This is a genomic window from Microlunatus soli (genome assembly GCF_900105385.1).
Taxonomy (GTDB): Bacteria; Actinomycetota; Actinomycetes; order Propionibacteriales; family Propionibacteriaceae; genus Microlunatus; species Microlunatus soli.
This window is the reverse complement of the sequence record NZ_LT629772.1, coordinates 56,101-82,657: the sequence shown is the minus strand read 5'-3', so window position 1 is coordinate 82,657 and position 26,557 is coordinate 56,101. Positions and strand designations below refer to the sequence as shown.

The 26,557-nt window shown below is 65.7% G+C and carries 20 protein-coding genes; 11 read left to right on the top strand and 9 right to left on the bottom strand.

Features of this window, described 5'->3' with window-relative positions:
- Nucleotides 1-7: 7 nt before the first annotated feature.
- The 3 genes from BLU38_RS00335 to BLU38_RS00325 all read right to left on the bottom strand — a co-directional run bounded on the left by BLU38_RS00335 (nucleotide 8) and on the right by BLU38_RS00325 (nucleotide 3,697).
- On the bottom strand, nucleotides 8-1,636 hold the full coding sequence (locus BLU38_RS00335) for a type 2 periplasmic-binding domain-containing protein (RefSeq protein ID WP_091518092.1): 1,629 nt from the start codon (nucleotides 1,634-1,636) through the stop codon (nucleotides 8-10).
- 55 nt (nucleotides 1,637-1,691) lie between these two features.
- A complete protein-coding gene (locus BLU38_RS00330) occupies nucleotides 1,692-2,576 on the bottom strand; it encodes a carbohydrate ABC transporter permease (RefSeq protein WP_231920022.1) in 885 nt (294 codons plus the stop codon).
- Between the two features lie 104 nt (nucleotides 2,577-2,680).
- Nucleotides 2,681-3,697 carry an ABC transporter permease gene (locus tag BLU38_RS00325; protein WP_172836034.1) on the bottom strand — a complete coding sequence of 339 codons (1,017 nt, stop codon included), beginning with the start codon at nucleotides 3,695-3,697 and terminating at the stop codon, nucleotides 2,681-2,683.
- 360 nt (nucleotides 3,698-4,057) lie between these two features.
- Between BLU38_RS00325 and BLU38_RS00320 the strand changes: the two genes are divergently transcribed.
- The 3 genes from BLU38_RS00320 to BLU38_RS00310 all read left to right on the top strand — a co-directional run bounded on the left by BLU38_RS00320 (nucleotide 4,058) and on the right by BLU38_RS00310 (nucleotide 6,383).
- Nucleotides 4,058-5,113, top strand: coding sequence for a LacI family DNA-binding transcriptional regulator (locus tag BLU38_RS00320; RefSeq protein WP_091518085.1), 1,056 nt, complete (start codon nucleotides 4,058-4,060; stop codon nucleotides 5,111-5,113).
- A 29-nt stretch (nucleotides 5,114-5,142) separates the two neighbouring features.
- Complete coding sequence (locus BLU38_RS00315; protein WP_091518080.1) at nucleotides 5,143-5,823, top strand: thymidine kinase; 681 nt, start codon at nucleotides 5,143-5,145, stop codon at nucleotides 5,821-5,823.
- A 149-nt stretch (nucleotides 5,824-5,972) separates the two neighbouring features.
- The gene (locus BLU38_RS00310; protein ID WP_091518077.1) at nucleotides 5,973-6,383 is read left to right on the top strand and encodes a nitroreductase/quinone reductase family protein; all 411 of its coding nucleotides are present in this window, start codon (nucleotides 5,973-5,975) and stop codon (nucleotides 6,381-6,383) included.
- 30 nt (nucleotides 6,384-6,413) lie between these two features.
- Here BLU38_RS00310 and BLU38_RS00305 read toward each other — a convergent pair whose 3' ends face one another.
- Nucleotides 6,414-7,895: a serine hydrolase domain-containing protein gene (locus tag BLU38_RS00305; RefSeq protein ID WP_091518073.1), complete on the bottom strand. Its 1,482-nt coding sequence runs from the start codon at nucleotides 7,893-7,895 to the stop codon at nucleotides 6,414-6,416.
- A gap of 106 nt (nucleotides 7,896-8,001) precedes the next feature.
- Between BLU38_RS00305 and BLU38_RS00300 the strand changes: the two genes are divergently transcribed.
- Nucleotides 8,002-8,922 (top strand): sulfurtransferase, encoded by a 921-nt coding sequence (locus BLU38_RS00300; RefSeq protein ID WP_091518069.1) that lies wholly within the window; start codon nucleotides 8,002-8,004, stop codon nucleotides 8,920-8,922.
- A gap of 63 nt (nucleotides 8,923-8,985) precedes the next feature.
- Here BLU38_RS00300 and sepH read toward each other — a convergent pair whose 3' ends face one another.
- Complete coding sequence (sepH, locus tag BLU38_RS00295) at nucleotides 8,986-10,704, bottom strand: septation protein SepH (RefSeq protein ID WP_091518066.1); 1,719 nt, start codon at nucleotides 10,702-10,704, stop codon at nucleotides 8,986-8,988.
- A gap of 446 nt (nucleotides 10,705-11,150) precedes the next feature.
- Between sepH and BLU38_RS00290 the strand changes: the two genes are divergently transcribed.
- The 5 genes from BLU38_RS00290 (at nucleotide 11,151) to BLU38_RS00270 (ending at nucleotide 18,278) form a co-directional block, all read left to right on the top strand.
- Nucleotides 11,151-12,581, top strand: a complete 1,431-nt coding sequence (locus BLU38_RS00290; protein ID WP_091531491.1) for a sigma 54-interacting transcriptional regulator — start codon at nucleotides 11,151-11,153, stop codon at nucleotides 12,579-12,581.
- Nucleotides 12,582-12,607: 26 nt separating this feature from the next.
- Nucleotides 12,608-14,659, top strand: a complete 2,052-nt coding sequence (locus BLU38_RS00285) for a vWA domain-containing protein (protein ID WP_091518062.1) — start codon at nucleotides 12,608-12,610, stop codon at nucleotides 14,657-14,659.
- Nucleotides 14,660-14,821: 162 nt separating this feature from the next.
- Complete coding sequence (locus BLU38_RS00280; RefSeq protein ID WP_091518058.1) at nucleotides 14,822-16,129, top strand: discoidin domain-containing protein; 1,308 nt, start codon at nucleotides 14,822-14,824, stop codon at nucleotides 16,127-16,129.
- 84 nt (nucleotides 16,130-16,213) lie between these two features.
- On the top strand, nucleotides 16,214-16,897 hold the full coding sequence (locus BLU38_RS00275) for a class I SAM-dependent methyltransferase (protein ID WP_091518054.1): 684 nt from the start codon (nucleotides 16,214-16,216) through the stop codon (nucleotides 16,895-16,897).
- A gap of 1 nt (nucleotide 16,898) precedes the next feature.
- Nucleotides 16,899-18,278 (top strand): hypothetical protein, encoded by a 1,380-nt coding sequence (locus BLU38_RS00270; protein ID WP_091518051.1) that lies wholly within the window; start codon nucleotides 16,899-16,901, stop codon nucleotides 18,276-18,278.
- Between the two features lie 6 nt (nucleotides 18,279-18,284).
- Here the strand turns inward: BLU38_RS00270 and BLU38_RS00265 are convergent, their stop codons facing one another.
- On the bottom strand, nucleotides 18,285-19,409 hold the full coding sequence (locus BLU38_RS00265) for a glycosyltransferase family 2 protein (RefSeq protein ID WP_091518047.1): 1,125 nt from the start codon (nucleotides 19,407-19,409) through the stop codon (nucleotides 18,285-18,287).
- Between the two features lie 107 nt (nucleotides 19,410-19,516).
- On the bottom strand, nucleotides 19,517-20,053 hold the full coding sequence (locus BLU38_RS30660; RefSeq protein ID WP_157683116.1) for a hypothetical protein: 537 nt from the start codon (nucleotides 20,051-20,053) through the stop codon (nucleotides 19,517-19,519).
- Between BLU38_RS30660 and BLU38_RS00260 the strand changes: the two genes are divergently transcribed.
- Entirely contained in the window at nucleotides 20,054-20,704 is a 651-nt protein-coding gene (locus tag BLU38_RS00260; RefSeq protein WP_157683115.1) for a TylF/MycF/NovP-related O-methyltransferase, read from the top strand.
- Between the two features lie 82 nt (nucleotides 20,705-20,786).
- On the opposite strand, the gene BLU38_RS00255 is transcribed toward BLU38_RS00260, so the two are convergent.
- Together BLU38_RS00255 and BLU38_RS00250 are read right to left on the bottom strand one after the other, a co-directional pair.
- Nucleotides 20,787-23,435, bottom strand: coding sequence for a glycosyltransferase (locus tag BLU38_RS00255; protein ID WP_157683114.1), 2,649 nt, complete (start codon nucleotides 23,433-23,435; stop codon nucleotides 20,787-20,789).
- 51 nt (nucleotides 23,436-23,486) lie between these two features.
- Nucleotides 23,487-24,299: a class I SAM-dependent methyltransferase gene (locus BLU38_RS00250; protein ID WP_091518035.1), complete on the bottom strand. Its 813-nt coding sequence runs from the start codon at nucleotides 24,297-24,299 to the stop codon at nucleotides 23,487-23,489.
- 458 nt (nucleotides 24,300-24,757) lie between these two features.
- Between BLU38_RS00250 and BLU38_RS00245 the strand changes: the two genes are divergently transcribed.
- Complete coding sequence (locus tag BLU38_RS00245; protein WP_157683113.1) at nucleotides 24,758-26,542, top strand: capsular polysaccharide synthesis protein; 1,785 nt, start codon at nucleotides 24,758-24,760, stop codon at nucleotides 26,540-26,542.
- The last annotated feature ends 15 nt before the right edge of the window (nucleotides 26,543-26,557 follow it).

Here is a 26,557-nt window from a genome sequence, read left to right as displayed (position 1 = left end):
ACGGACCTCAGCGGGAGGATTTGAGTGCTGCGTAGAGTTCGTCGGCGATCTTGTCGCCGCCGCCGGCCTTCCATTTCTTGACTGCGGGTGCCCAGGCGGAGACGGGTTTGCGGCCTTGGATGATGTCGTCGGTGATGTTGCCGATGTCTTCGTTGAGTTGACCGCCCTTACGGTTGTCGGTCTCGGAGTACATGCCGGCGACCGGGTTGGTGAGGGCGTCGGGGCAGATCTTCTTCATGGCGTCGAAGCAGGCCTGAGCACTGCCCGTGCGGTCGGGCAGGAAGATCGTCCACGGACCGTCCGCCTGATACTTCAAACCGAGTTGGGTCTCGCTGAACCCCTTGTCGGTGAGTACCGGGTTGCCGTCGGTGATCGTGTAATCGACGTCCTCGATCCCGAACTTGCGGAAGAGGTACTCGCTGGTGCCGAAGGGGGTCGCGAGCCAGTTCAGATAGCTGAGCAGGGTCTCGACCCGGTCCTCGGCCTTCTTGCTGATGCCGGTGACCGAGATCGTCGGGCCGCCGATCCAGGTCTTGCCGACGCCGGAACCGTCGTGTGCCGGCGTCGCGATGATCGTGATCTCCGCTTCCTTGTCCATGATCGGCAAGTAGTCCGGCCAGCCGCTGAAGGTGTCGAACACCAGCGGACAGGTGCCGTTGCCGAAGCGGGTCTTCATGTCCTGGTTCTGGCTGGCGAAGGCGTCGGGGTGGATGTAGCCGGCTTTCCACAGCTTTGCCAGCAACGCCAGGGCGTCCTCCTGTGCCGGGTCCTCCAGGTTGGTGACGAGCTTGCCGCCTTCCTCGGTCCAGCCGTTGGCGATGGAGAACATGTTGCGGACGAACTGGGTCGGCACGTTGGCCAGCGCGAAGCGGTTCTTGCGCTTGTCGCTGACCGCCTTGCAGAGCTCGAGGAACTCCTCGGCGTTCTTCAGCTCAGCCGAAAGTCCTTGCGCGTCGAGGATGTCCTTGCGCGCGTAGAGCGCCTGCGAGCTGATGGCGCCGCGCGGGATCGGGATGCCGTAGATCTTGCCGTCGAAGATCGCGGAGTTCCAGCTGGTGTCGTCCAGGTTGGCCAGGAAGGGGTATTTCTTGATCTTGTCGCCGGCGAGGTGGGGTGTGAGGTCGACGGCCTTGGCTGCGAGCATCTGCGGTTTCTGCGGGACGCCACCGATCATGAACAGTTCACCGAGCTTGTCGCCGGCGACGGCGGTGGCGAACTTCTGGTTGTAATCGACCGACGGCGTCAGATTGACTTCGATCGGTGAGCCGGCCCGTTTGTTGAGTTCTTGCCAGAACTTGTTCTGGGACAGCTTGGGCGGGATCGGGGTGTTGGTGTAGGTCATCACCTTGATCGGCTTGCCGTCGCCCGGTGGCTCGGTGGTCGCTTGGACCGGGTCGGCGGGGTAGGTGTTGAAGGCGTCGGGGATGTTGTATTCGGCCCCGGACATGTCGGGTTTGACACCCTGGTAGGGGATGTAGGCCGGGCGGACCTTCGACTTCGAAGCGACATCGTTGGCCCCGGTGGTCCCGCCGCGTCCTTCGTTGGAGCATCCGACCAGGGCGCCGGACAGACCGACCGCCGCGCCGGCGCCGAGCAGCGCGCGACGGGTCAGGGAACGAGATTCGAACATCGTCATTGTTGTGAAACCTCTCGCGGGAATGAGTGGCCCGGTCAGCGGATCCGGGGTTTTGTCAGCCTTTGACGGCGCCGGTGAGGACGCCTTTGGCGAAGTGGCGTTGGATGAAGGGGTAGACGCAGAGGATGGGGATGATGGAGATCATCAGGATGGCCATTTGGATGGTGGTTTGGGGTGGGAGGGCTTCGTTGCCCAGGCCGAGGTCTTGGCCGCCGAGTTCGACTCCGTTGACGACGTAGGTGCGGAGGACGAGTTGGAGGGGCCATTTGCTGGCGTCGTTGATGTAGAGCAGGGCGTTGAAGAAGCTGTTCCAGTAGCCGACGCCGTAGAACAGGCCGATGACGGCGATCACGGCTTTGGACAACGGGATGCCGATGTGGCGGAACATTTTCCATTCCGAGGCGCCGTCGATCCGGGCCGAGTCGAGGATCTCGGCGGGCAGGCCGGTGAAGAAGGACCGGACCACGATCACGTTGAACGCGCTGACACAGGTCGGCACGATCACTGACCACAGACTGTCCAGCAGGCCGAATTGTTGGACCACCAGGTAGGTCGGGATCAGGCCGGGGTTGAACAACAGGCTGATCAGGACCAGCATCAACAACGCTTTGTTGCCGATGGTGCCGCGTCGGCTCAACGCCCAGCCCAGGGTGCAGGTCAACACCAGGGAGATGGCGGTGCCGACCGCGGTGATGAAGCCGGAGACCAGCAGGGCTTGGGTGACGGTGCCACCGGCGAAGATCGATTCGTAGGCGGTGAGGTCGATGCCGCCGGTGGGAAACATCACGAACCCGCCGGCCCGGTTGACCTCTTCGGGAGTGGCCAGGCTGGTCGAGATCACCCCGATGAACGGCAACACGACCAGGGCACAGATGATGGTCAGGAAGACGCCCTTGACCACGCGTTCGGGCCAGCCCGGGGTCGGCATCCCATCGATCACCGCCGGCCGTCTCCGCCTACGCTGGTCGGGCCGCGACGATCGGTCCGGCCGCGATGATCGTCCCGGCCGGGTCGATTGGTCCGGTCCGATGGTGGGTGTGGTGGTCATCCGCGGTAGATCCCTTCCTCGCCGAGCCGGTGGGCCAGTTTGTTGGCCGCCAGCACCAGGGCCAGACCGATCACGCCCTTGACCAGCCCGACCGCTGCCGACACACCCCAGGCCCCGCCCAGGATGCCGTTGTTGTAGACGTAGGTGTCCAACACCTCACTGGCATCGGTCCCGACCGCGGGCTGTTGCAGGATGATCTGTTCGAACCCGACCGACAACGAGTCACCCAACTTCAAGATCAGCAACAAGATGATGATCGGTTTCAACCCCGGCAACGTGACATGCACGATCTGCTGCCACCGCGACGACCCGTCCACCGCCGACGCCTCATACAACGACCGATCGATCTGGGACAACACCGCCAGGAACAAGATCGTGGCCCACCCGGTGTCCTTCCACATCACCTGCGAGGTCAACAACGCCCGGAACGCCTCGGCATTACCGATCACATGGACCGCGTCCAACCCGTGCCCACGTAGCCAGTTGTTGATCATCCCGGTCCCGCCCAACACCTGCTGGAAGATCGCGACCACGATCACCCAGGACATGAAATGCGGCAGATACAGGATCGACTGCACCAACTGCCGCACCTTGTTCGACAACAACGTGTGCAACACGATCGCGACCACGATCGGCGCCGGGAACACGATCACCGTCTGGATCAACGTCAACACCAGAGTGTTCTTCACCGCGTTCAAAAACTCCGGATCACCGTTCACGATGACACCGAAATTCTCCACACCGTTCCACAGGCTCTTACCGATCCCCAGATACGGCTGGAAATCCTGGAACGCGATCACATTGCCATACAACGGGTAATACTGAAACGCCAAAATGATCAACATCCCCGGCACCGCCAACACCAACACCGGATAATCCCGCCACAACCGCGCACCGAACGGCACCCGACGCCGCCCCGACACGCTCGGCTCGCCGGTCCGGCCTGCTGACTTCTCGGCGGTGTCGGCGCCCCGGTCGGTCAGGGCGACACGCGAAGCCGGCTCAGTAGCCATGCCGACCCGCTCCGACCTGACGTCGGACGCCGTTGTGGCGACCGGACCGACCACGGCTCGCCGAGGGCTGGCCATCCTCTCGTACAGCGTTGGAAGAACGGTCCGCAGACGACCCTTGCCTCATTACATCTCCATCGTTGTAATGCCTGCCTGTATTGGCATTGCGGCATATCCCTGACAACTTGCACGAAGGCCCTCATGTTCATACAGCGTTAGAAGACTGTCAACCGTTTGCCATCCGGTTTCCACCGTGCCGTCCATCGGTGACGAGGCCGTGGTGTCGCGTACTGTCAGCGGGGCGGCGACTGCTGGGATAGCATCCGAGTTCGTTCAGTTGACCGATCCGGATGAGAGCTGCCGATGCGCACCGTGCGACTGGTCGACGTCGCCGAGCGCGCCGGGGTGTCGATCAAGACCGTCTCCAACGTCGTGCACGACCACCCCTACGTCCGTGCCGAGCTGCGGGCACGGGTCCAGGCTGCCATCGATGAGTTGGGTTACCGACCCAATCTGTCGGCCCGCAGATTGGTGACCGGCCGGACCGGCACCATCCTGGTTGCCGTCACATCGATCGACGTGCCCTACTTCGGCGACCTCTGCCAGCGCTTGGATCGGGCCGTCCGCAACGTCGGGATGCAGATCGTCATCGAGCAGACCTATGCGACCCGCGAGTCCGAGTCGGCGGTGCTGGATCAGCGCGAGCGAGGGCTGGTCGACGGTGTGATCTTCCACTCGGTCACGTTGTCAGCGGAGGAATTGGCGGCTCATCGGCTCGGGCTGCCCGTGGTCCTGCTCGGTGAGGCACCGGCACCGGCCGGTGTCGATCATGTGAAGATGGACAACGTTGCGGCGGCAGCGGAGGCGACCGCCAGCCTGTTGGCCGCCGGTCGACGTCGGGTCGCCTTCCTGGGACACGAACGGCGTGGGTTGAGTCACACCACGGGCCAGCGGTTGACCGGCTACAAGCAGGCGATCAAGGCGGCCGGGATGTCCCTGGACCGGCGACTGTATCTGCGGGTCGATGACTATTCCCCAGAGTCCGGCCGGCGGGCGGTCAAGGATGCGATCGAACGGGGGATCGGATTCGACGCGATCATGTGCCGCGACGATCTTCTTGCACTGGGCGCTCTGCATGCGCTGGCCGATCTGGGCCGGGCCGTGCCCGAGGAGGTCGCGGTGATCGGCTGGGACGATCTGTCGATCGCGGCTCACCTGACCCCACCGCTGAGCAGCATCGCGCCGGACAAGGACGCGTTGGCCGGGCAGGCAACCCGGCTGTTGATGGAACGCCTGAACGGTTACCACGGTCCCGGACGGCATGAGCTGGTGCCGTATCGGCTGATCGAGCGAGCCAGCTCCGCCGCGACCGATTCGACCGTCCGCGGTCGGGATGCGGCCGGGTCGGATCCCCGGTAGCAGCCGACGATAGGGCAGGATGTTCCCTCGTGGCTGAGTTCGTGTTCTTCACCGGTCCGATGGACTGTGGCAAATCGACGTTGGCGCTGCAGCTGGACTACACGCACAACAGCACCGGGCGTGAAGGCCGGCTGTTCACCAGTCGGGACCGGGCCGGCGAGGCGATCATCTCGTCCCGGCTGGGGCTGCGCCGACCGGCGATCGAGGTCGGTGACCAGCTCGACTTCTGGGCCTATGTGGTCGGCGAACTGACCGGCGGCAAACGCATCGACTACCTGATCTGCGACGAGGCCCAGTTCTACCGCCCCGGGCAGGTCGATCAGCTGGCCCGGATCGTCGACGAGCTCCAGATCGACGTCTTCGCCTTCGGGATCCTGACCGATTTCCAGACCCGGATCTTCCCCGGCTCGCAACGGCTGGTCGAGCTGGCGGATCGGATCGACACGCTGCAGGTCCGGGCGCTGTGCTGGTGCGGTCAGCAAGCGACCCACAATGCGCGGACGTTGGACGGCGAGATGGTCACCGAGGGCGACCAGGTCGTGGTCGGCGACACTGCCTCGACCGATCCCGCCGATCCGGTGGCGGCCTATGAGGTGTTGTGCCGTCGTCATCACCGGCGTCGGGTGACCCGGGCCGTGGCCAAGGCGACGCTGTCCGACCCGTTGCCGTTCGGTGACGGCTCGGACGACGACAGCCAGCTCTGGGACTGACCGGCCAGCGGATCGAGCTGATCATCGGCCGGGATCGACATCGCGCCGGAGGCACTCGATCACATCGCCGACACGCGGCTCCGCGATGCTGGCCTTGAGCTCGCGCCCCGATTGCAGAGGGACTTTCGTACGGGCGGATACTCGACGTCATGGCTGATTGGAATCAGAACATCATCGACGAGTTCCGCAACAACGGCGGAACAGTCAGCACCATGGGCTTCGGGCGTGGACTGGTGCTGGTGCACCACCGGGGTGCCAAGTCCGGCACTGAGCGGATCAACCCGTTGGCGGCGATCCGCGAGTCCGACGACAGCTGGCTGATCGCTGCATCGGCCGGCGGCGCGGACGCCAACCCGGCCTGGTACCACAATCTGCTTGCACACCCCGACGTGACGATCGAGACTCCGGACGACGGTGTGGTGTCCGTCCGCGCCCGGGATCTGCCGCGGCCCGAACGGGACGTCGCGTGGTCGCGGTTCACCGAGATGTCCGACGGCTTCGCGGGGTATGAGAAGAAGACCTCGCGGGTGATCCCGGTGCTGCGGCTGACTCGTCGCTGAGCGGCAATGCACCGGCAATCAGCAGGGTGTTCAGACCGCGACGGCCCTGATGGCGAGTTGTTCCGGCGAGGCCGGCATCAGTGGTGTGGTGAGCCAGCCGGCTTCGGTGCTGCCGTCGGCGGCCTGCCGCAGCCGGAGTCGGTGCGGCGTCTGGAGGAAGCAGATCTCCGCGTCGAAACTGCCATCGGCGTTGCGTACGCCGGACGCCGCGTAGTCGAGCATGGCCGCCGACGCGGCAGCGTCCGTGACCTCGACGCTTCCGCCGATCCACTGTCCGAGTCCACAGGTCAAGCGCAGCGGTGCCGTCGGCCGGACCGGCACCGGCCGACCGGGTTGCTCGGGATGATCATGATCAAGCTGCAACACGACCCGGTCGGAGCCGATCTCATCAATGGTGTCGATCCGGATCGCCGGCGGCTGCCGGTCCGGCTCCGGGACCGGGCCGGCCGACCAGGCAGCCGATCCGGGCGCCGGCAGGCTCAGCGCCGCCAGCCGGTCCGACAGCGCCGTCGCGGCGGCATGATCATCGGGGAGTTCATGATCATCGAAGCCCGGCAGCAGGTTGCCCCAGACCTCGTCCAGGATGCCTTGCAGATCGCCGGTCGCCGAGGTGATCGCGACCACCGCATCCTGCTCGGGCAGGACCAGGCAGAACTGCCCGTACGCGCCGTCGCCGCGGAAGCCGTGCCGGGCCATCCAGAACTGGTAGCCGTAGCCCTGACGCCAATCCGGATTGGCCTCGCCCGAATTGTCGGTCTGCTTGCTGGTCGCCAGTGCCAGCCACTCCGGATCGAGCAGTTGTTCATCGTTCCAGCGACCACCCTGGATGATCAGCTGTCCGAAGCGGGCAATGGATTCGGTGCTCAGATGCAGCCCGCTGAAGCCGAGATGCCGGCCCTGGGTGTCGCTCTGCCAGAAGTAGCGGTCGATACCGATCTTGGCGAACAGCCGGTCGGACAGGAACGCGCCGAGCGTCTGCCCGGACACCTTCTGGACCGCGGCGCCGACGACGAACGTCGCAACGTTGTTGTAGGCGAAGATCGAACCTGGCTCTTCGTCCGGCGGGACCTGCAGGAAACCGCGGACAAGATCGTCGGGATCGGCCTTGTATGCCGCCGGCAGTGCGTCCTCGCGGTGACCACTGGCCATCCGGACCAGGTGTCGCAGGGTCAGTCGACGGACCCGATCATCGATAGCGACGTCGGCGTGTTCGCTGAAGACGTCGATGATCTTGTCGTCCAACGAGAGCAGTCCCTCGGCCGCGGCCATCCCCGCCGCGGTCGAGGTGAAGCTCTTGCTCAAGGAGTAGAGCAGCTGAAGTTGATCACGACCGTACGGCTGCCACCACCCCTCGGCCAGCAGCCGCCCGTGGCGCATGATCATCACGCTGTGCAACTCGAGCTCCGGGCGGCCGGCGACGGCGTCGAGGAACGCGGTGATCGCCGTACTGCGCAGGCCTTGGGACTCGGGGGTCGCCCGCTGCAGCGCGGGGACCGATGTCTGATTCGGCACCCGGCCACTCTAGCCATCAGGTCTGCGGCGCAGTGCGCCCGGCCGCGCCGAGCATCGGACCGGATGACAAGATGAGGGGCCCGAACACGAGAGGAAGCCACCGGTGATGGACGTCCTGATCGAAGCCGCGGAACTCGCCACCCTGCTGACCGAGACCGGTGCCGGCCGTGCTGCTCGTCCGGACGGCGCTCCGGTGCTGATCGATGTCAGATGGAGTCTCGGCGGACCGTCCCGGCTGCCGGACTTCCTGTCCGGGCACATTCCCGGCGCGCACTGGGTCGATCTGGAGACCGAACTGTCCGATCACCAGGCCACCGAACGGCGGGACAGCGATCCGCCGGCCACGGACGGGGACGTGCGCGGCCGGGGCAGGCACCCGCTGCCCGCGCCGGCCGCCTTCGAAGCGGCGATGCGGCGCGCCGGTGTCGACACCGACTCGACGGTGATCATCTACGACGCCGACAACGCACTCGCCGCGTCCCGGCTGTGGTGGATGCTGGCCGATGCCGGACACCGGCAGATCCGGGTCCTCAACGGTGGTTACGCCGCATGGCTCGCGATGGGCGGCCCGGTCGAGACCGGTGCGGGGGAGCCGATCCCGCCGGGCGACTTCCGGGCCAGCCCGGGTCAGTTGCCGCGGATCGACGCTGCGGAGCTGGCCGAACAGATCAGCGCCGGCGAGGCGGGCACCATCATCGACGTCCGCGGGCCGGAACGCTACGCGGGGGAGTCCGAGCCGATCGACCCGGTCGCCGGACACATCCCCGGAGCGATCAACGTCCCGTCCATGATCAACGTCGGCAGCGACGGCAGATTTCTTTCCGCGGCAGAGATCGCCGCCAACTTCGGCACTGCCGACCGATCCGACTCCGAGCCCGTCGTCTACTGCGGATCGGGCATCACGGCCGCGCACACCGCCTTGGCCAGGACCGTTGCCGGACTGTCGATGCCGCGGCTGTATCCCGGCTCCTGGAGCGATTGGATCACCGATCCGAGCCGACCGGTGAGCACCGGCGATCAGCCGTAGCCGGGCGGCCACGGGAGGCGGTGCCGGTGGGCGGAAAAACCGCCCACGCCGCTGAACCGCGGATCACTTGCCCTTCGGGCTGCCGAACATGATCTCGTCCCAGCTCGGCACCGAAGCCCGCTTGCGCTTCTTCGGCTTCGGTTTGGGCTCCTGGACCGGTTCGTGGTCCGCACCCGGCAGGGCGTCCTGCGCCGCGCCGTCGGCGAGGACGGACGGCTCCGCGGACTTCTGATCCGGAGTGTCCGCCGCGTCGCCCGATGTTGCCCCGTCGCCCGCGGCAGTCGTCTCACGTGGTACAGCCGTATCGCCGTTGGCGGCAGCGACGCTCGGCTCGGCGGCAACGGCGGGCTCAGCGGAAACATCGGGCTGAGCAGGCGCATCGGGCTGAGCAGGCGCATCGGGCTGAGCAGGGGAGCTCTCGACCTCGGACGCGGCAGTGGTTGCCCCGGTGTCTTGCGGGGTTGGGAACTCGGCCACCTCGGCGACGTCCTGCTGGTCGACAGCCTGTGTCGCGTCCGCCTGCTTGTCGGCTGCGCGCTCGACGGCTGCCGGATCCTCAGCCGCTGGGTCGCCGGATCCGTTCGACTGCTCGGCCGGGCTCGGTTCGGTGGTCGTGGCGTCGGCCTGAGCGGGCTCCGGTTCCGGTTCGGCCGGTACGTCCTCGTCAAGCGGTGACTGCCATGCACCATCGGCGACATCGGGCACAGCCGCGGCGTCGGTCAGACCGTCGTAGACGCGGATCGAGTCCTCGGCGTACCCGTCGCTGCCCAGGATGTCGTAGAGCAGATCGAGCTGGGACGGTTCCTCGGCCGTGACGGCGTCTGCGGTCGCGGTGTCGTCTTCTTCCTCGGGCACCCCGGCGGCGTTCGTCTCGGGGACCGAATCCGCCGCTGCCGTCTCACCGGTTGCGGCATCCTCGGCGGTCGCCGAGTCACTCGCCGATGCGGTGGTCTCGGTGGGAATCTCGCCGGTCCGATCCCGGTCCGTGAGTGCGCTGTCGAGCGGGGCGCTCCCGGCGTGTGCGTTCTCGGCCTCTGCGTCGGTGTCGAACGCGTCGCCTTCCTCGCCGGTCGCGTCGACCGACGGGGCGCCGGTCTCGACCGAACGCAGCAGCGCCAGTTCCTCGGCGGCGCCGGCCAACTTCAGGGTCGGTTCGGTGTCGTCGGCATCGGCCCCGTCGTCGACTCCGGCCGAATCGGCGGCAGGGTCCTCGGCCTGTTCGCCGACGATCCAGCGGGCCTCGTCATTGCCGGTGACCGAGAAGCGGCCCCGGTTGTCGAAATGGAAGATCGCTTCCCGTTCGGCCTGTTCCAGCCGGTAGCCGGCGCTCACCGACCACCGGCCGTCGTCCATCTTGAACGCGTCCCAGGCGACCGTGACGGGATCGACGCCGCGCTCGCGCAGGCGTTCGCCGACCGCGGCCTGCAGCGTACGGTGGCCGGTCGGCTCGCCCCGGCGCCGCAGCGAACCGTTCTGGGCCATCCCGGCGATGTGCTCACGTTCGGCGATCACCGGGGAGGCGAAGGCCTCGATCCGGCTGCTGGGCATCCCACTGGCGTCGGCGAGCTCCTCGACCGAAGCGCCGGCGCGGATCCTCATCTGGATCTCGCGAGGGGTCAGTTCGGTATCCATCTCGATCTCCAGCTGTGGTCGGGGCCGATCACCGCGCAGCAGCTGTCGCAGTTGCGCGTCCGCCAGGATAGCGATCTGTTCGCCGTCGTCGGTCTCCACGATCAGGCGCCGGCCATCCTCGCTCAGCGCATGAGGTCGTGCGTACCGCATCGATGGGTCGATCCTCGCTCTCTCTTCCTCGGGCGTCTTCGTCCGGATCACGCGCTCAGGCACGATCCGGCTTAGGCAGACAACCTACTCTGAATCGGCTGCCGGACGTGGGAGGGCCTGCGCGTCGCGGCCGCACCCGCTGGACCTGAAGTAGAGGTCTGGACTTCAGCGTGCGTCCTGACCTTCCTGACGAGGTTCCTGAGCTTGTCGAAGGGCACGGGTCCTTCGACAAGCTCAGTGACCTTTGGCCTGCTGAGCTCCGGGCTCGCGGGCCGCAGGGTGGGCACCTGCTGGGTGGGGCGACTTGTGGACCGGACTAGCGTGGTAACTGCCGATCGCAATCATGACGCCCCGCGACCCTCCCGACACCTTCGTCCCACAGCCGTGACGAGTCGGATCGGCCGAGCCGCAGGCGGATCCACCCATCACGTATGGAGCCGCAGCAGATGAGCCAGTCAACCGGATCGAACCAGGCACCCGCACACACCCCGTCGGCCGAACGGCCACGCACCCTCGGTCAGCTCAAGGCAGCCGGTCACTCGACTCGTACGGTGAAGGAGGAGATCCGCGGCAACCTGCTGGACCGGCTCCGATCCGGCGAACAAGCCTTCCCCGGGATCGTCGGCTTCGACGGCTCGGTGCTCCCCGAACTGGAAGCGGCACTGCTGGCCGGTCACGATTTCGTGCTGCTCGGCGAGCGCGGCCAGGGCAAGACCCGGCTGATGCGGACCGTCGGTGGTCTGCTGGACGAATGGATCCCGGTGGTCGAGGGCTGCGAGATCAACGACGACCCGTACGATCCGATCTGCGTCCGCTGCCGCAGGCTGGCCGCCGAGGTCGGCGACGACCTGCCGATCGGCTGGCTGCATCGTGAGGACCGCTACACCGAGAAGCTGGCGACGCCGGACACCTCGGTCGGCGACCTGATCGGCGATGTCGATCCGGTCAAGGTCGCCGAGGGGCGCACGCTGGGTGACCCGGAGACCATCCACTACGGGCTGGTGCCACGCACCAACCGCGGCCTGTTCGGGCTGAACGAACTGCCCGACCTGGCCGAACGGATCCAGGTCGCGCTGTTCAACGTGTTGGAGGAGCGCGACATCCAGGTCCGTGGCTATTCGATCCGGATGCCGCTGGATCTGATGTTGGTCGCTACCGCCAACCCGGAGGACTACACCAACCGCGGCCGGATCATCACTCCGCTGAAGGACCGTTTCGGCGGCGAGATCAGGACCCACTACCTGACCGAGGTCGCCGACGAGATCGGACTGCTCCGGCAGGAGTCGGCGGTGGTCGCCGAGGTCGGGACCCATCTGCTGGAGGTCGTCGCGCGGATGACCAGGGGACTGCGGGAGTCGTCCTCGGTCGACCAGCGGTCCGGGGTCTCCGCTCGGTTCGCGATCGCCGCGGTGGAAGGGATCGCAGCGTCGGCACTGCGGCGTTCGGCGCGCACCGGAGACGCCGATCCGGTGGCCCGGATCTGTGACCTGCCGCCGGTGCTGCCGACCTTGCTGGGCAAGATCGAGTTCGAGATGGGCGAGGAGGGCAGGGAAGCCGCCGTCCTTGATCATCTGCTGAAGATGGCCGTCGCGGAGACCTTCCGGGAACGGCTCGGTGGTCTGGATCTGTCCGGATTCACGGCACCGTTCGCCGACGGAACGGTGGTCGAGACCGGGGACCTGGTCACCGCCGAGGAACTGCTGGGCCAGTTCGGCACCGTGCCGGGTCTGGCCCGGGTGCTGGAACGGCTCGACTCCTCCGATGCCGCGAACCGCGGCGAGGTGGCGGCCGCCGTCGAGTTCGTCCTCGAGGGCCTCTACCTGACCCGCCGGATCGAGAAGGACATCGTCGACGGCCGCACCGTCTACGGCGGCTGAACCACTCCGCAGAGAGGTGGACGAAGATGGCTGAACGCTTTCGGTACGGGGCTTGGCGCGGTGGCCCGGATCCTCTGAAACCGCCGTTCGATGTCCGGTCGGCGGTCGATGATCTTGGTCATGACGTGTTGAACTCGGGGAACATCGGCGAAGCGCTGCGGGATCTGCTGCGCCGCGGCACCGACGGCCGCGGCGGACTGGACCGGCTGGCCGACAAGATCAAGAAGCTGCGCCAGCAGGCCCGCCGCCGCGGCAACCTGGGCGGAACGCTTGATCAGGTACGGGCGGCCCTCGATCAAGCGCTCGCCGCCGAACGGGAGACATTGGCCGGAGACGACGGGATGGATGCCCGGCTGGCCGAGATGGAGTTGGACACCATTCCCGACGACGTGGCCGGCGCCGTACGGTCCCTGGACGACTACGACTGGCGGTCCGACGAGGCCCGACAGACCTACGACTCGATCAAGGAGATGCTGCGCCAACAGGTGCTGGACAGCCAGTTCGCCGGTCTGAAGCAGGCGCTGAGCAATCCCGATCCGCAGGCGATGCAGCGGGTGAAGGACATGATGGCCGACCTGAACCGGTTGCTCGATGCGCATGCGCGCAACGCGGACACGCCGGAACAGTTCGACGAGTTCATGGCCCAGCACGGCGAATTCTTCCCCGACAACCCGACCGACGTCGAGGAGCTGATCGACTCGCTGGCCCGTCAGCAGGCCGCTGCCGAGCGGATGCTGAACTCGCTCAGCCCCGACCAGCGACGCCAGCTCAGCGAGATGATCGACGACGCGATGGCCGATGCTGATCTTGCTTCCGAGCTCGCTCAGCTGCAGGACAATCTCAGGGCGCTGCGGCCGGGACTCGACCGGCGGTCGCCGACCGGGATGCGTGGCGAGGGGGAGGGCGAAGGTCTGGGCTACGGCGATGCGGTGTCCGCGGTCGCCGACCTTGCCGATCTTGAAGCACTGGAAGCACAGCTGTCCCAGTCCCATCCGGGCGCGACCCTGGATGATGTCGACATCGACGCCTTGGAACGGCATCTGCGCGATGAGGCGGTCCGGGACTTCTCCCAGCTTCGTGATCTTGAACGGGAGCTGGAGCAGCAGGGCTACCTGCGACGTGGGGACGACGGCCTCCGGCTCACTCCGAAGGCGGTCCGTCGCTTGGGCGAGACCGCGCTCCGACGGGTGTTCGCAGAATTGGAAGCCCGCGGCACCGGTGATCATGCCGATCGGCGGACCGGGTCCGCCGACGAGGCGACCGGGTTGACTCGAGCCTGGACCTTCGGTGACGAACTGCCGATCGACGTGCCCCGTACGGTCGGCAATGCGCTCCGCCGGCGCGCGGCCGACCGGACCCTGAGCGACCCCACCAGGTCCCCGAGCTTGTCGGAGGGGCGTGATCTTGGGTTGCGTACCGGTCCTTCGACAGGCTCAGGACGCTTGGGGACGGGCTCGGGACGTTTGCTGGAGGTGGACGACTTCGAGGTGACGGAGACCGAGCGACGGACCAGCGCCGCGGTGGCGTTGTGTGTCGACCTGTCGTTCTCGATGTTCGCCGACGGCCGCTGGGGGCCGATGAAGCAGACCGCGCTGGCACTGTCCCACCTGGTCGAGACCCGGTTCCGCCAGGACGCCCTGGAGATCATCGGTTTCAATCTGCTCGGCCGCCGGATGTCGGCGGTCGAGCTGGCCGAGGTCGAGCCGGAATGGGTGCAGGGCACCAACCTGCAGCATGCGCTGATGCTGGCCTCCCGGCACCTGCGCCGGCACCCCGAGGCGGAGCCGGTGGTGCTGGTGGTGACCGACGGAGAACCGACCGCCCATCTGACCGAGACCGGGCAGCCGATCTTCGGCTGGCCGACCACACCGGAAGCCGTCCGTGCCACCGTCGCCCAGGTCGACGAACTCGGCCGCTACGGCGCAACGCTGAACACGTTCATGCTGGGCGAGGACCCCGGGCTCGCCCGATTCGTCGACGCGATGGCCCGCCGTTGCGGCGGCCGGGTCTTCACCCCCGACATCGGCCGGCTCGGCGAGTACGTGGTCGCCGACTACCTGCGGTCGCGCGGCAGGTGATGAGGACGAGCACGGCTGTCGTCAACCAGCCTTGGATCCTGTACCAGGAGATCTCGGCCACTGGCACACCTGCAGCGTGGCGTTCGCTGCCTGTTCACTTCTGGGACATAATGCCGACACCTGTCGCTCCGGGGTGCGGGGCGGTGTCAGTGATGGGACCTGATGATGACCTACGCCTTGGAGGAACTCGTCGACACTGTTGACGAGATCGCAGAGACGAGCTTCCCCGATCTGGAATTCCTCGACCCGTCCGGCGTTCTCGAGGTGAACGCTCGAGTGTCATCGGTATCGACCGTGCGGATCGAGCTGCCGAGCAACGAGTATTTCCATCTCAGTTCGGTGCAGATCGATGCCGAGGGTGTCGATGATCTGGTGACGGCGACCGAGCGAGTCGCCAGCAGCAACTGGAAGGGCTACGGACAGCTTCTGGCGCAAGGCACACTGTTTGATCCTGATCATCGTGGCACCGGGTTCCACACCAAGAAGGAGCAGTTTCCCTGGGTGGAGTTCAGGTTCGATCGACCGGTCGAACTGCGCCGGCTCCGGTTCCGGAATCGCGGCAATGCGACGGCGCTCCGTGCGAGAGGACTTCGGGTACGGGTCCGGACTGCCGGCGGGCGTTGGACGACGATTTACGACGGCGCCGAGCGAGCACAGGCCTTCGTTCGTGCGACGGAGGGCATATTCGGCGGCGTCCACGACGTTGAGGCCGCCGAAGGGGGAGGCGTCGTTCCGGCCGCAGCCGATCTGGTGCAGCTACTGACCCAGGTGCACCTGCGCGAGTACGGCCCCGCTCTGGTTCGCGACCTCGCGCAGATCCCGATTTCGCCGGCAGCTCGGGCACAGTTCCGCGACCTGGTCTCCCAGAAGGTGCTGGGCCGTCGGGAACTGGAATGGACCAGCCATGGAGTTCGCCGCTCGTTCCGCTTCTGGAAGCCGGCCGAGAAGGAGCGATACGTCGCCTATTCGATGGAGTTGGTCGCGGATCTCCGCGAGCTCACACCCCATGTCTGCCTCGGATTCGGCTCCGTGCTCGCGGTGGTGCGGGACAAGGATCTGATTCCGCACGACGACGATCTGGACATTATCGTCGGGTTCGAGCCGCACGAAGCGGCGAAGATCGGTGACGCGCTCCGCCTGATCGAGAAGCATCTGGGCGCCCGGGGATACACGGTGGCGGGTAAGAACACCGCGCATCGACTGGTCAGCCGACGGCCGGATAAAAAGGTCGACGTCTTCGTCGGCATCTTCGAGGGTGATGAGATCGCCTGGTATCCCGGTCGCCGCGGCGACCTCAGCCGGCAGATCGTCTTCCCGGCCCAGGAGGTCGAGTTCCTGGGCACGAAGTGCGCGATCCCGGCTCGGGCCGAGACGTACCTCGAACGGATCTACGGCCCCGGGTGGAAAGTGCCGGATCGGCACTTCAAACACACGTGGGACCGTCGCGGGTATGCCGATCTGATCCGTTGACGCGCTCGACCACGGCGGCGGTGCTGGGCTGTCGGACGACTCGGCCAGCCGGATACGTTCACGTTGGCGACAACTGTGATTAAGATGCACGAAACCTCAAGGGTCGGCGACCGTCCGGCCCGTGATCGATGGGACATGATGGACTCGTCCAAGAGCGCGTATTGGGATCGCTATTACGCGGGTGCGGCAACAGCCTCCCGCCCGGTTCCCTCGCAGTTTGCCGTCTTCGTCGCCGGCGAGCTGGCTGAGCCGCACCGCATCGTCGAGTTCGGCTGCGGGAACGGCCGGGATTCGCTGTTCTTCGCCAGCAACGGTCACCAGGTGATCGGACTGGATGGGTCGACCTCGGCGATCGAGCGAGGATCTGCGCTCGCCGACCAGTTCGGTGAGAAGGTTGAGTTCCTGGCTGCCGACGTCAATAGGTCCGACCTGGTCGACCTGATAACCGACGGCGGCGGGCGCACCGTGGTCTACGCCCGCTTCTTCGTCCACGCGATCACCGAGGACGAGCAGTCGGCCTTCCTGGACACCGCCGCCCGACTCACGAAGCCAGGTGATCTGCTCGCGGTGGAGTACCGGACAGTGCGTGATCAAAGCGGGGCCAAGGAGACCGGCGACCATTACCGACGGTTCGTCAGTCCCGCCGAATTCGATCATGCTGCTGCCCAGCGCGGATTCACCGTCCAGTACGCCGTCGAGGGATTTGGCTTCGCCAAGTACAAGCACGACGACGCCTACGTCGCTCGACGGGTCCTGGCGCGGACCTGACGTGCCCGTCGAATCATCGTCGGGGTCACCGGGGGTCTCCTCAGCGCCGGATCTGCGGGCATTGGTCGACTCGTTCGAGCGGGTGGTTCGGCGATTCCCCGACCTCGCGTTCGCCGATCCGGCGGGCAGGCTGGCGATCGAACTCGGGTCGGCAGCGGTGCGCTGCATCCGTGTCGAACTGCCGGGTAACACATCGCTGCGACTGAGATCGGTGCTTGTCGAGGCCGACGGGATCGACGATCCTGTCGCGCAGCTGACACGAACGGCCAGCTCTGCTCTCGATCCGGAGTCGGCGAACATCCTCGAAGCTGGTGACCTTGTCCGGTCCGATGGTGCCGGCGTCGGTGTCCAGACCCGCAAGCAGGACCGTCCGTGGTTGGAACTGAGCATGGACGAGCCGATCAGCCTGAAGCGGCTGACGATCGTCAACGTCGACGACCAATCGGCGGATGCCGTGCGCGGGCTCCGAGTACTGGTCCGTTCGGCTGCCGGCTGGTGGGAGACCGTCTATGACGGTGCGCAGCGTGAACGGGCCTTCGCCGGCGCCGTCGAACGGCACTTCCGCGGCGGACCACTGGCGGCCATGCCGGTGCGACTGCTTCGACGCTGGGTGGGACAGCGCGCCGCTGAACCGACATCGCCGACGTCGGCGGATCTGGTCCGAATCCTGACCGACATCCAACTGGGTGATCGAGGGTCAGCGGTCAAGGATCTTGACCGCGTCGACCTCGATCCGGAGAGCGCGGCAACGTTTCGGACATTGATCTCCGACAGGATCGTCAAGAAGCGGCAGCAGGAGTGGACCGTCCACGGCATCCAGCGCTCGTTCCGATTCTGGAACGAGCGGGAGAAGTCTGACTACCTCGCCTTCGCGATGGATGTGATGAGTTGTCTGCGGCAACTGAACGGCAACGTCTGCTTCGGCTTCGGGTCGGTACTGGCTGCAGTTCGCGATCAGGAGCTGATTCCGCACGACGATGATCTCGACATCCTGATCGGCTTCGAAAGGGATCAGGCAGCCACGTTGAATCAAGCGCTCCGGCTGATGAAGAAGTGCCTGCAGGACAGCGGATACGTCGTCACCGGGCCCTACACGTCATTTCGATGGGTCTTCCCACCTGGCCGGAAGGGACCCAAGCTGGACGTCTTCGTCGGGCTGTTCGAAGGTGAGTCGATCTCCTGGTATCCCGGGAAGCGGGGCGCGCTCACCCGCCAGATGATGTTCCCGCCATCCAGGCGCCCGCTGCTCGGCTTCGACTGCCCTGTCCCCAGGGAACCGGAGCAGTATCTGGAGCAGGTGTACGGACCCGACTGGGGTGTGCCGGACCCGACCTTTCGACATGTCTGGGACCGGTCCACCTACGCCGATATCGCCAAGTAGTACCGATCAGCGAGCTGAGGTCGGTTCAACGCGCCCATTCGCCGTCGCGGCGTCGATGACCTCGTCGGTGGTACCTGGCCGAGCGATGTGGTCGAGCAGCGCGAGCCTGTCGTGAGCCAGGATGAGATCGCAGCGGCGAGCGTTGACCTCGGACAATGCCGATCGAACCTCTGGCGTGACGTGCCTGGCGAAAAATCCTGCGTGAGCAGTCATCCATTTGAGCTGCAGGTCCACCGGGGCCCGTGCGAATCGTTCCGGAGTATAGATGTGGAAGCACTTGCGGCGGACCAGTTCTGTGATCAAGATCCGGGCCATCTTCTGGCTCCGGGACAGCTCGTAAACGTTCTGCGCGATCGCTTCCAGGGAAGGGATGTAGGCGTCGGGATCGATTCGTTCGGCCGATAGGTTCTTACCATCTTCGCGGCCGCGGAAGTAGTAGAGATCGCGTTCGGCGAGGATGCCGATCCGATCTGCCAGGAGGTAGCAACGGCTCAGAAATATCCCGTCCTCCAATCGCACCTTTCCCTCACGAAACCGCATCCCTGGTTCCTCGATCAGATCGCGTCGGATGAGCTTGTGAGGGGTGAAGGTCCGGAAGGCCTGCCGCTTGGAGGCCGACACGAGAGTCTCGCGGAACTTGCCGCCGTGTCGGGTGCCGCAGCGCTTGACGCGAGGCAGCACGACCTGGGCGTCGTGGCGATCGCCGAAATCCGCGAGCTCCAGCAGCGCGTCCGGGGCGAACCAGTCGTCGGCGTCGGCGAAGAACACCCACCTGCCGGTCGCGATGTCAAGACCCAGATTGCGCGGTTGTCCGGGCCACCCCGAATTGGCTTGATGGATGACGGTCGCGTGAGTGTGGCTCCGGGCGTAATCCTCAAGCACCGCGTCCCCACCGTCGGTCGAGCCGTCGTCGACAATGATCACCTGCAACTGTCGTGCATTGAGACCCTGCCGGTCCAGTGAGGTCAGTAAGTCGATCACATAGGGCAGCGCGTTGTAGACCGGAATGATCACCGACACCCGAACCCCCGAGGATGCCTTCGCCCGACGACGGCGGTCCTGCCAGTTACTGGTGACCCGGTGGACGCCGGTCTGAAGTGACGCACCAAGGCTGCCATCACGCTGGATCATCGGTTCCCCCTTGTCGGCTGAATCAGCGTACTGCGTTGAAGTCGGACGGCTACGTACTTCGGGCCGTCTGCCGGGGGCGTGACTGGGAAGCCTCTCAGGTTGCCGATTCACCAACACGAGATGTTGGAAACCTTAACGTGCCGTGACGGGGGACACGGCGAGTGAAATTCGGGATACCACGGTAGGTTCCGCTTCGGCGGGCACCGGCACCGGTAGCGTGACATCGCACAACTCGGGGTGTGCTGCCGACCAGATGCAAGCATTCCTGCTCGTGGCACCGACTCTCGAGCCAGCGTGATGCCGACCAGTGAGGAGCCCGAGAACGCATGACTGAAGAGCAGCCCCGAGCCGCCCGTAGCCGTGGAGCCGATGTCCTGAGGCGCGGAAGACAGACCCTCGATCGCGTCATCGGCCAGCGAACGCGCGAATTGGAGTTCGAGCTGGCGCACGCCAACGCAGAGGTCGAACGGTTGCGTGCCGACAACAAGCTGCGCGAGGAGCTGACCGCTGCCCAGGCCGAGGTCGGGCGGCTGCGGGCTCTTGCTGATCGAGAGCGACGGACCGTCAACAAATGGAAGGCAGAACTGCGCGCCACTCGATTGTCCCTCTTCGATCCGTTGCCGGGGCTCGACGTACCAGATCACGTGCGGAAGATCATCGACGATACCCGCGGGGAACATCTCACCTACCTCGGTGTGCCGGAGCTGACAGTGCTTGCTCGTCAGGCTCTCGACGCGGATCTGTCCGGCCGCGAGGGTTTGATCATCGAAGCCGGAGCGGCGCGCGGAGGCTCGGCGATCGTGATGGCGGCGGCGAAGGACAAAGAGCGGCCGATGAAGGTCTACGACGTGTTCGGTCAGATCCCGGAACCTTCGGAGTCCGACGGGAAGGACGTGCACAAGCGTTACCGGGAGATCGCTGAGGGCGGCGCCTCCGGCATCGCCGGAGAGACGTATTACGGATACCGCGACGATCTCTTCGGTGAGGTCACCGAGGCGTTTGCCCGACACGGCGTGCCGACAGCTGAGCACCACATCGACCTGGTGAAAGGCTTGTTCGAAGACACGATTCAGATCGACGAGCCGGTGGCGTTCGCGCACCTGGACGGCGACTGGTACGAGTCGACAATCGTCTGCCTGGAGCGGATCGCACCCCACCTCGTCACCGGGGGCCGGCTGGTGCTCGACGACTACTTCCACTGGTCCGGTTGCCGCAAGGCCGTCGACGAATACTTCGCAAACCGGCCGGGCTACTTGCTTGAGCGGCGTAAGAAGGTCCACGTCGTGAGGTTGTGACGGGTGGCGCACCGTCCTGATCGACGGTTGCCAGAGATTTGAGGGCCCACTCGTCGTTGCTGAGCGGGCCCTCATCCGTGGGCTACGCGACCGGTGGTTGAGATCGAGCGTTCGTGACGGCTTGAGCCGCCTGCCAGATATCACGTAGCGGTGCCGGATCCTCGCCCCACGGCCAGGGACGTTCGGCCCAATGAACCAGAGCGATATCGCTCGCCGGGGCCTGACTGGGGATGACGTGCCAGCGGTCGGGGATGACAGCGGTCTCGGCCCCCAGATGGGCGTGCAATGCCTCCCGGTAGGTCAGACCGAAGTTTTCCGCCCAGCCCAACAGACTTCTCAGCGATCCGCGCTCTTGCCACTGCTGCGCATCGATCACAAGCAGGTCGGTCTCGAATCGTTCGAAGTCGAAGGCGTGACGTTGATGCATGAGGCGACGGAATTCGGCGCTGCGATCGATCAGATCGCGTAGTCTACGGGCGGCTCCCAGGAGAACGGCGTACCCGCTGGTGTGCCGAGATCCGTAAGGGCGCGGGGCAGCCAGCAGCTGACCGTCCAGCTCGAGGTCGGCCAGCTCGGCCAGGTCACCGGTGACGATCGTTCCGACCGGCATCGTGATCAACCGGCGTACTCCCGGGAACAGATCGGCAGTGATGAACTTGTCCACTTCGGCCGCGGAGTGTTCGTCGCCATCGGGCTTGACCAGATCCTCGGCGTAGGCGCGGCTGTCGACGACAGAAACGCGAACCCCCGGCGCCGTCTGCTCCAGCTCGCCGACCTTGAACAGATCGGGTGAGCGGGTGATGATCCGTGCATGGACCGGTCGCGACGTGTGCTCGGCGATCGATGAGAGCAGCACCCGGAGCAGGCGGACGTGGTGTCGGGTGGCCCGGATCGCAACATGGATTGCATTCGGGTCGAGCCCGTTGGGCAGTGCCGGTGCGCTTTGCGGCACGACGCTGGCAAGACGCGACGTCGGGGCGGCGATCTCGACCTGCTGGGCGAGGCGTTCTTTCGCAGCACTGACAGCGGGACCGGTGAGCTCTCGCCACAGGCCGTAGACCTCGTCAACCGAACTGCCGGACAGCGCGGCTCCGATCACCGGCTCCAGTTTGGCGTTGATGCCGTCTCTGATCGCGTCGAAGGCAGCGTCATCGATCGGTGCCAGGCCCGCGAAGCGGGGATCCGACATGTTCTCGGGAGTGAAATTGACCTTGACGCCGATACTCCGGCTGGGGAGGTAGACGTGAAGTCGACTGGTCGTGATGTCGGCATACTTGCGCCGGTAGGTCTCGAGCATGCCGACGGCAAAATCGACGTTCTGCGCGAACGGTGTCAGACGGACGGCGTCACGAGCCTGGCCCGCGGTCAGCGCGCCCGCGGGGACCTTCTCGGCGGGGACGTCGATGTACGCCGTCGGGGCGTCGTCGGCCGGCCGGACATCGGTGTCGGGGAACACGTTGCTCACCGTGGTGGTCATACAACCGGAGAAGAAGGCGTCCACACCGGCGGAGAGCAGCAGATCGACCGTTGTCCAATCCCGGCAGCCGACCGGGCCGTACTTCTTGAGGTACTCGATCGCCTCCGGCGTGATCATCTGCCGGCTGTTGACGTGGAACGACACGAAGATCGGGCGAAGGTTCGGGTGAAACGGGAAGTCGTAGTTGATGCCGAACTGTGGGTGCATGTACCAGCCGAAACCGATGGCCCAGGTATCGACCGGAAAGGCGTCATGGTTGGATGCGTCGCGTTGGGCCAAGAGGAGCTGCACGGTCCCGGTGCGATCGGTCCGCCGGACCTCCGGCCGGACCCGGGACTGCAGCCGGCTGGCGAGGTCGACCATGTCGTCGGCGCCGTCGAAGCGCAAACCCTGGTGGCGGACAACGTGGCTCAGCGCGGCCAGCGATTGGACGTGGTCGCCGATGTTCGCCGAAGCCCGAAAGCGGTCCGGGTGCCGGTAGTCAAGAATTGCGAATGACGACGTGACGCCCTGCGCTTGCTGGATGGTCGGTGCGTCACCCGGCTTGTCCACCCAGTCACGGAACCAGTCCCGGGGCCAGCGGACGTTTCCGTCGACACCGGACCCGTCGCCGACAGCCCCGTCCAGCCGTTTGAAGATGGCTTTGGCCAACTCCGACTCGCCGTAGGCGTAGACCGGGCCGAGGAGATCGTGCCAGGCCCGTGCCGGCATCTTCGGCGGCGGCGTCTTGGTCAACGACCACAGGCTTGCCACCGTGGCGTCCCGGTCGCACGCGAGCCCCGACCGCACGTACTCGCTGGGTGCCAGGACCGACCAGATCTCGACGGGAAGGTCTTTGAGTAATCCCCATGCACGATCATCGAACCCTCGGACGCCTGCGACGATCCCGGCGGCGAGAGCGGCCGGGGTGCCTTGCAGCGCGGAGGCGACACCCAGTGCTGTCGATGGTTGCTTTTCCTCCAACAGGCGGCGTATCGCGGCGGCGACATCTGCGGGACTCGCCGACAGCAGCGGTTCGGCAATCTGCAAGGTCTTGGACTGCTTCGTCGGGTGGGGCCGCTCGGCAGATGTTGCACGGTGCGACGCGACGGGCGTCTCGGTGGTCGTGCCCGCGGCCTGCGACGCGGGTGCCTGGGCGCTCCCGGTCACGGTAGGCAGGTTGTTCCGCAGAAAGACGGCGATCGGGTCGGGGACGATCCGGCGCACAGCACGTCGAACGGGTTGGAACATGCAACTCCTCCGCAGAGTGATCATGGTGACCGCTCCTCGATCGTTGTCATCGAGGACTGGCGAAACCCTATCCGGTCAGGATCGACCGCTTTCGTCGGCCGATCGTCGACGGATCGTAGCGCGTTCGTCGAGTACCGGATTCGGCTTCCGTGCGATCACCACCCAGTTCTTCGGCATGCCGTGCCCGACGTACTTCCAGCGGACCTCGGCGGCCGAGTACAGCTTCCGCAGATGGCCCGCCATCCACCGAGTACCGAGCACGAATGGGGCGAGGTAGACGATGCGACCGCCCACGTTCAGTTGCCTGAGGTCGTCGACGGTCCGGGGCAGGAACAGCCACATCTGTTGGAACTGGTAGGCGGTGGTGCCGAAGACACCCTCCAGACGCTCGATCGAGGCGATCTCGAAGCCGGCCTCGGTGAAGAGTCGTCGCAGGGCGAATTGGGTATAGCGATAGAAATCGTACGGACGCTGATGCTCGGCGTAGAAGAGTGGTGCGGAGCAGAAGATCAATCCGCCCGGCTTCAGCACTCGATACAACTCTCGAATCGCCTGGGCGGGCTCTGGGACGTGCTCCAGGACCTGATTGCAGATGACGCGGTCGAACCGGTCGTCCTCGGTTGGTATGGCAGTGATGTCGCAGACGTAGTCCAACGGCGCATACTTCTTGGGCAATTGGGCGAAGTCGGAAGCTTCGTAATGGTGCCGGCGGAACAGGCGCCTGTAGGGCGAGGTCCCGGCGCCGGCATCCAACACCCTCGAACCACTAGGTGTTTCTGCGGCGAACCGCTCCATGGCTCGCCGCAGTTGCACCCGGCTTGCGTTCACGTAGGCCGGTGCCGACGAGGGTTTGGACGGTCGTTTCGGCCAGAATGGTGGACGCGGCATCTGCGTGAGTCTAGAGCTCGGCGACGTCGGGCCGACGTGTCGATCGGCACGCCGTGCCGCTGATTCTCACGTGGCGCCCCGAACATTAAGGTAACGTTGCCGATTCGATCGGGCGCCGGCGAAAGGGGCCTTGGGAGATGTTCAGATCGGCGAGGCGTCAGTCGCCGAAGACACCTGGACCGGGCAAGCAGGAGAGGTCAACGGTGACCATTGGCGAGAACACTGTCCTCCCGCAGGTCCGCAACCTGGCCCCGTGCCCTCGTCTGGGCCGTGCGACGGTTCTGGGTGTGAACTCCGGCGACGCCGAGTCATACGCGGCCGGTGCCGTTTACGTCCACGTTCACGCCCGCCGAGCGTCGAGATCGGACGCCACGACGGCACTGTGGATCGAGGGTGTCGGTCGCAATACCGATACGCACCTCGCTCCCGGGGGGCGGCACGGCGGCATACGTCTGCGGATGCAGCCGGGGAAGTTCTACACCTGTTCGGTGGATGTCGTGCTGAGCGATCCGTTGACCGGGCCACTGGCCCAGAGCCGCCTGTCCATTGCGGCGGGCGCTGTCATCGACGGCTCCACTAAATGGGCGTTGGCCAGTAGCGACCGGGCGCCGAATGAACCCGGTCGGTATCGGATCATGGTGCGCTTCCGGGTGCCCGAGGAGGCCTCGGAGGCGTGGATCCGGCTGATCTGTGGCATGACCGCGAACGGTGGTGCCGTCGGCTGGGATCGGTTCCAGTTGACTCAGACCGTCGGCGATATCGATTACTTCGATGGTGACGAATCGGACGACCGGTGGTACTCCTACCGATGGGCCGGCGAGCCCGGCGCCTCGGAGTCCGTTCGGACGATGATCGAACCGTCCAAGTCCTGGCCCGGGAGTGACAGTTGGGCCACCCCAGACCGCGCAGTGATTGCCGAGATCTTTGCACAGATCGTCGCTCGGGCGACCCATCTGGCCGTTGATGAGGCGATGGTCCTGGGGCAGTATCTGGATCAGGTGCGAGCCGGTGAGTACGCGGACCTGTCCGCGGCAGCGACGTTGTTGATCAGTGAGGCTGAACGGATGATCGCGACGCGGCGCGAAGCGGACGTCCGATCACCCGCGAGCAAGATCATCAGCAAGACGAACAATCAGCTTGTTCGCCTCCTGACCAAGCCGCATTCGCCGATTCTGGCCGAGCTCGTCGGCGGTCGCCTGTCCGATCAGGGTGCGTGGGCGGCGGCGGTCGACCCGCTGCGGGAGGCGGTTGACGGTGACGCCGGTTCCACGACCCGCTATCGACTGGCGTTCGCGCTGGAACGAACCGGTCAACGGGCGGAGATCGGCAAGCTGGTTCGATCGACGGCGGCGGCCGAGGCCGGCGCGCCGTTCGATGTCCGACGCGCGGCGGAGATCGATGTGAATCGGTTCGCCCCCCGACGGGAGGTCGGCGAATTCCTCGCCGAGCACCTGTCTGAGATCCGGTTGCGTGCCGATCACACCGCACGATCCGGTGCCGGAGGGCTCGGCGAATTCCCGATCTTCACCTACTGGGGGCAGGGCTACCACGATGCTCCGCCAGTTGTCCGGGCGTGCAGACGAGCCCTCGAACGCCACAACCCGCCCGATCAGCTGCATTTCATCGACGATGCGACATTGCCCTACTACGCCGACTTCCCCGATTCCCTGATGAGGGGGTCAGTGGGTCAGCGTGCGCTCTTCTCCGACGCGCTGCGGGTCGAGCTGCTGGCCCGGTACGGCGGGATCTGGGTCGATGCAACCTGTCTCACCACCGCGCCACTGACGGAGTCCGTGACCGAGTTGGCCGGCTCCGGCTTCTTCGCGTTCAACTATGTCGAGTCGCGGATCTCCAGCTGGTTCATGGTCAGCCGGCAGGGGTCTCGCATCGTTGCTCTGTTGCGCGCAGCGTTGCTGACCTGGTTCGAGCATCGGCAGGATCTGATCGACTACTACCTGATTCATCATCTGTTCGAGATGCTCTATCGTCTTGAGCCCGGATTCGCCGAGGAGTGGGACGGCGGGATCCGGCTGGGATCGCGGCCACCGCATGCGCTGCAGGTCATGATGTACGAGCCGCTCGACAGCAACGAGCTGGATCGGGTTCTGAGGTCATCGTTCATTCACAAGCTGACCCACAAGCTGAACCGGCAGCATCGGGACGGGTTCATCTCGTCCGACTCGTACTTGGCAGCTGTCATCCGCGGCGCCGGAGAATCCCCGGCTCGCAGTGAGCAACGGTGACATGCCGCGACGTGG

Coding starts and splice junctions, on each gene's coding strand:
- BLU38_RS00335 (WP_091518092.1), bottom strand. CDS start 1,636: ATGACGATGTTCGAATCTCGTTCCCTGACCCGTCGCGCGCTGCTCGGC.
- BLU38_RS00325 (WP_172836034.1), bottom strand. CDS start 3,697: ATGGCTACTGAGCCGGCTTCGCGTGTCGCCCTGACCGACCGGGGCGCC.
- BLU38_RS00320 (WP_091518085.1), top strand. CDS start 4,058: ATGCGCACCGTGCGACTGGTCGACGTCGCCGAGCGCGCCGGGGTGTCG.
- BLU38_RS00310 (WP_091518077.1), top strand. CDS start 5,973: ATGGCTGATTGGAATCAGAACATCATCGACGAGTTCCGCAACAACGGC.
- BLU38_RS00300 (WP_091518069.1), top strand. CDS start 8,002: ATGGACGTCCTGATCGAAGCCGCGGAACTCGCCACCCTGCTGACCGAG.
- sepH (WP_091518066.1), bottom strand. CDS start 10,704: ATGCGGTACGCACGACCTCATGCGCTGAGCGAGGATGGCCGGCGCCTG.
- BLU38_RS00290 (WP_091531491.1), top strand. CDS start 11,151: ATGAGCCAGTCAACCGGATCGAACCAGGCACCCGCACACACCCCGTCG.
- BLU38_RS00285 (WP_091518062.1), top strand. CDS start 12,608: ATGGCTGAACGCTTTCGGTACGGGGCTTGGCGCGGTGGCCCGGATCCT.
- BLU38_RS00280 (WP_091518058.1), top strand. CDS start 14,822: ATGATGACCTACGCCTTGGAGGAACTCGTCGACACTGTTGACGAGATC.
- BLU38_RS00275 (WP_091518054.1), top strand. CDS start 16,214: ATGCACGAAACCTCAAGGGTCGGCGACCGTCCGGCCCGTGATCGATGG.
- BLU38_RS00265 (WP_091518047.1), bottom strand. CDS start 19,409: ATGATCCAGCGTGATGGCAGCCTTGGTGCGTCACTTCAGACCGGCGTC.
- BLU38_RS00255 (WP_157683114.1), bottom strand. CDS start 23,435: ATGATCACTCTGCGGAGGAGTTGCATGTTCCAACCCGTTCGACGTGCT.
- BLU38_RS00250 (WP_091518035.1), bottom strand. CDS start 24,299: ATGCCGCGTCCACCATTCTGGCCGAAACGACCGTCCAAACCCTCGTCG.
- BLU38_RS00245 (WP_157683113.1), top strand. CDS start 24,758: ATGCAGCCGGGGAAGTTCTACACCTGTTCGGTGGATGTCGTGCTGAGC.